This is a genomic window from Streptomyces sp. NPDC001515 (assembly GCF_053597115.1).
The window spans coordinates 1-2,921 of sequence record NZ_JBSFHN010000080.1; the positions used below are offsets into that span (position 1 = coordinate 1).

Here is a 2,921-nt window from a genome sequence, read left to right on the forward strand (position 1 = left end):
AGAGCACCGTCCAGGACATACACACGGGCGTTCGAGATCGGACGGCCGATCGGGACCACGCCTTCGACGTCGTCGTCCGCGTACCAGGCCGTGGAGTAGACCGTGGCCTCGGTGGGGCCGTAGATGTTGGCGACCCGGGCGCCGGGGAGGGTCGTACGGATGCCGGCGACGGCGTCCGCCGTCAGCGCCTCACCCGCCAGGACCACCGTGCGGGGGCGGGCCTGGATCTCCCCCGCAGCCACCATCTGCGCGAAGGCCGACGGCACACCGCTGACCAGACTGACGTCACCGACCGGCATGTCGGTGTCCGCCAGAGCGAGAAGGTCAGGGACGACTTCCACCGTGCCGCCGGAAACCAGCGGCCCGAAGAGCTCGAAGACCGACACGTCGAAGTTGAAGGACGTGGAGACCAGAACACGCCGGAAGTCCTCACCACCGAACTCCCGCGCCGCCCAGCCCAGCAGACCGGCCACCGACCGGTGCTCCACGACCACGCCCTTCGGGCGGCCCGTCGAACCCGAGGTGTAGATCACGTACGCCGGGTGCTCGGGACGGATACGCGTACCCAGCGGGCCGGCCGGGAGGGCAGTCAGGTCCAGCCCGTCGACGGCCACGACGGTCGTCGCATCCGACTCCGGGACGGCCCTCGCCGTGCCCGCCGAGGCCAGAACCACAGCCGGCCGCGCATCGCCCAGCATGTACGCGATCCGCTCCGCCGGGTAGCCCGGATCGATCGGCAAATACGCACCCCCGGACTTCAACACCGCAAGCAGCGCCACGACCGAGTCGACGCCACGCTCCAAGCAGACACCGACGAACGACTCAGGACCCACGCCCAGGGCCGCCAAGTGACGGGCCAGCCGGTTCGCGCGGGCGTCGAGATCCGCGTACGAGACCTCCACACCACCCGAGACCACCGCGACCGCCTCCGGCGTCCGCACCACCTGCGCCTCGAACAGCTCAGGCAGCACACCCCCCGGCAACTCGACCGCCGTGTCGTTCCACTCGGACACGACACGGTGGCGTTCGGTCTCGTCCAGGACCTGGACGGAGCGGAGCGGGACGTCCTCGTCGTGGTCGAGAGCCGATTCGAGGACGGTGACCAGGTTCTGCGCGGTCGTGCGCAGCGAGAGACCAACGGTCTCCGGGTCGATCGGGGCGACCGCCTGGACGGCGAGCGAGATCCGGTCGCCGTTGTCGTCGACCGAGACCATCAGGGGGTAGTTGGTGCGCTCCTCGAAGAAGACCCTGCGGATGCCGTCGAGTCGCTCGTCGCGTACCTGGGGCGCCTCGGTCCCAGCCTCGGTTCCGGTTGTGGTTCCGGTTCCGGTCTCCGTCGTGCCGCCGCTGTTGTGACGGTAGTTGAACAGGGCGGTGAACAGCGGCGCGTCGGCGGCCACCCCGCTGGCCTGCTGGGCCACTGTCAGCGGCGCGTGCTCATGCTCAAGCAGCTCCGCGAGCTGGCCGCGCATCGCGGCGACGGCCGTCAGGACGCCGAGCGCGTCAGTGCGTACCCGGACCGGAAGCGTGTTGAGGAACGGGCCGGGGACCCGGTCGGAGCCCGTGCCGGCGTTCATCCGGCCGAACAGCACGGTGCCGAAGACGACGTCCTCGCGGCCGCTGACCGCAGCGAGGACGCGCGCCCACGCCAGGTGCAGAAGAGTGGCGGGGCTGGCGCCGAGGCGGCGGGAGACGGCGAGCAGCCGGGCGTGGAGGTCGTCACCGAAAACGACCCGGGCGCGGGTCGTGCCTGTGCCGTCGCCGTGGACGTCGACCAGGCCGAAGGGGGCCGTGGTCTCGGTGACGTCGGCGAGGAGTTCGGCGAAGTAGCGCTCGTGCTCGCCGGTGGTGACTCCCGCGCGGGCCTGGGCGACGAAGTTCCGGAAGGGCAGCGGTTCGGCGAGGGTGCTCTCGCGTCCGGTGAGGAACGCGTTGACCTCGGCGAGCATGACCTCAAGGGCGGTGTGGTCCTGCACCATGTGGTGGATCCGCACCAGGGCCAGCCACTGCTGTCCGCCGGGCACGCGGGCCGCGTGGACGCGGATCAGCGGGGCGCGGTCCAGGTCCATCGAGTCGCCGCCGGCGGCCAGGAGCTGCGGCACCGGGTCGCCGGCCTCGGCATCCAGGGTGACGAGGTCGACGGGCAGGGTCGCCTGCCGCCGTACGACCTGGACGGGCTCGCGCAGGCCCTCCCACACGATCGAGGTGCGGTAGATGTCGTGCCGGTCGACCACCTGCTGCAGAGCGTCGGTGAACGCGTGGAGGCGGTCACGGCTGTCGAACTCGACGACCGTCGGCATCACGTATGTGTCCTTGCCGCCCTCGGCGAGGAGGTGGTGGAAGAGCAAGCCTTCCTGGAGGGGGGCCAGCGGGTAGACGTCCGCGATGTTCGCCGCGCCGCCGTCGACGGTGGCGACGATCCGCGTGATCTCGTCGGCGGTGAGGTCGACGAGCGGCAGCATGTCGGGGGTGATCGCGGTCGCGTCGGCCGGGATCAGGTTGGCCGGTACGGCGACCTGCTCGGCACCCGTCGAGGCGGCGAGGCCGGCCGGGGTCGGGGCGTCGAAGAGGGCCCGGACGGAGACCGTGACTCCGCGCTTGCGGAGCAGGGCGACCAGGCGGATCGCGAGGAGGGAGTGGCCGCCGAGCCGGAAGAAGTCGTCGTCCACGCCGACGCCGGTCCCGGTCCCATTTCCGCTTCCGTTTCTGTCTCCGTTTTCTGCGGCGTCGAGTCCCAGGACCTCGGCGAAGGCCGCGCAGAGGATCTCCTCGCGGGCGTTGGACGGGCCGCGTCCGCTACCGGTGGCGTACTCGGGTGCCGGGAGGGCCTTGCGGTCGAGCTTGCCGTTGACGTTCAGCGGCAGCGCGTCCAGGACGACGACTGCCGAGGGGACCATGTACGAAGGGAGACGTTCCGCAGC

General features: G+C 71.1%; 1 protein-coding gene. It reads right to left on the bottom strand.

The features are described from left to right. Positions 1-2,897: AMP-binding protein (locus ACWCXC_RS37370; RefSeq protein ID WP_450891810.1), on the bottom strand; the 2,897-nt coding region annotated here is incomplete at its 3' end. Positions 2,898-2,921 lie beyond the last annotated feature (24 nt).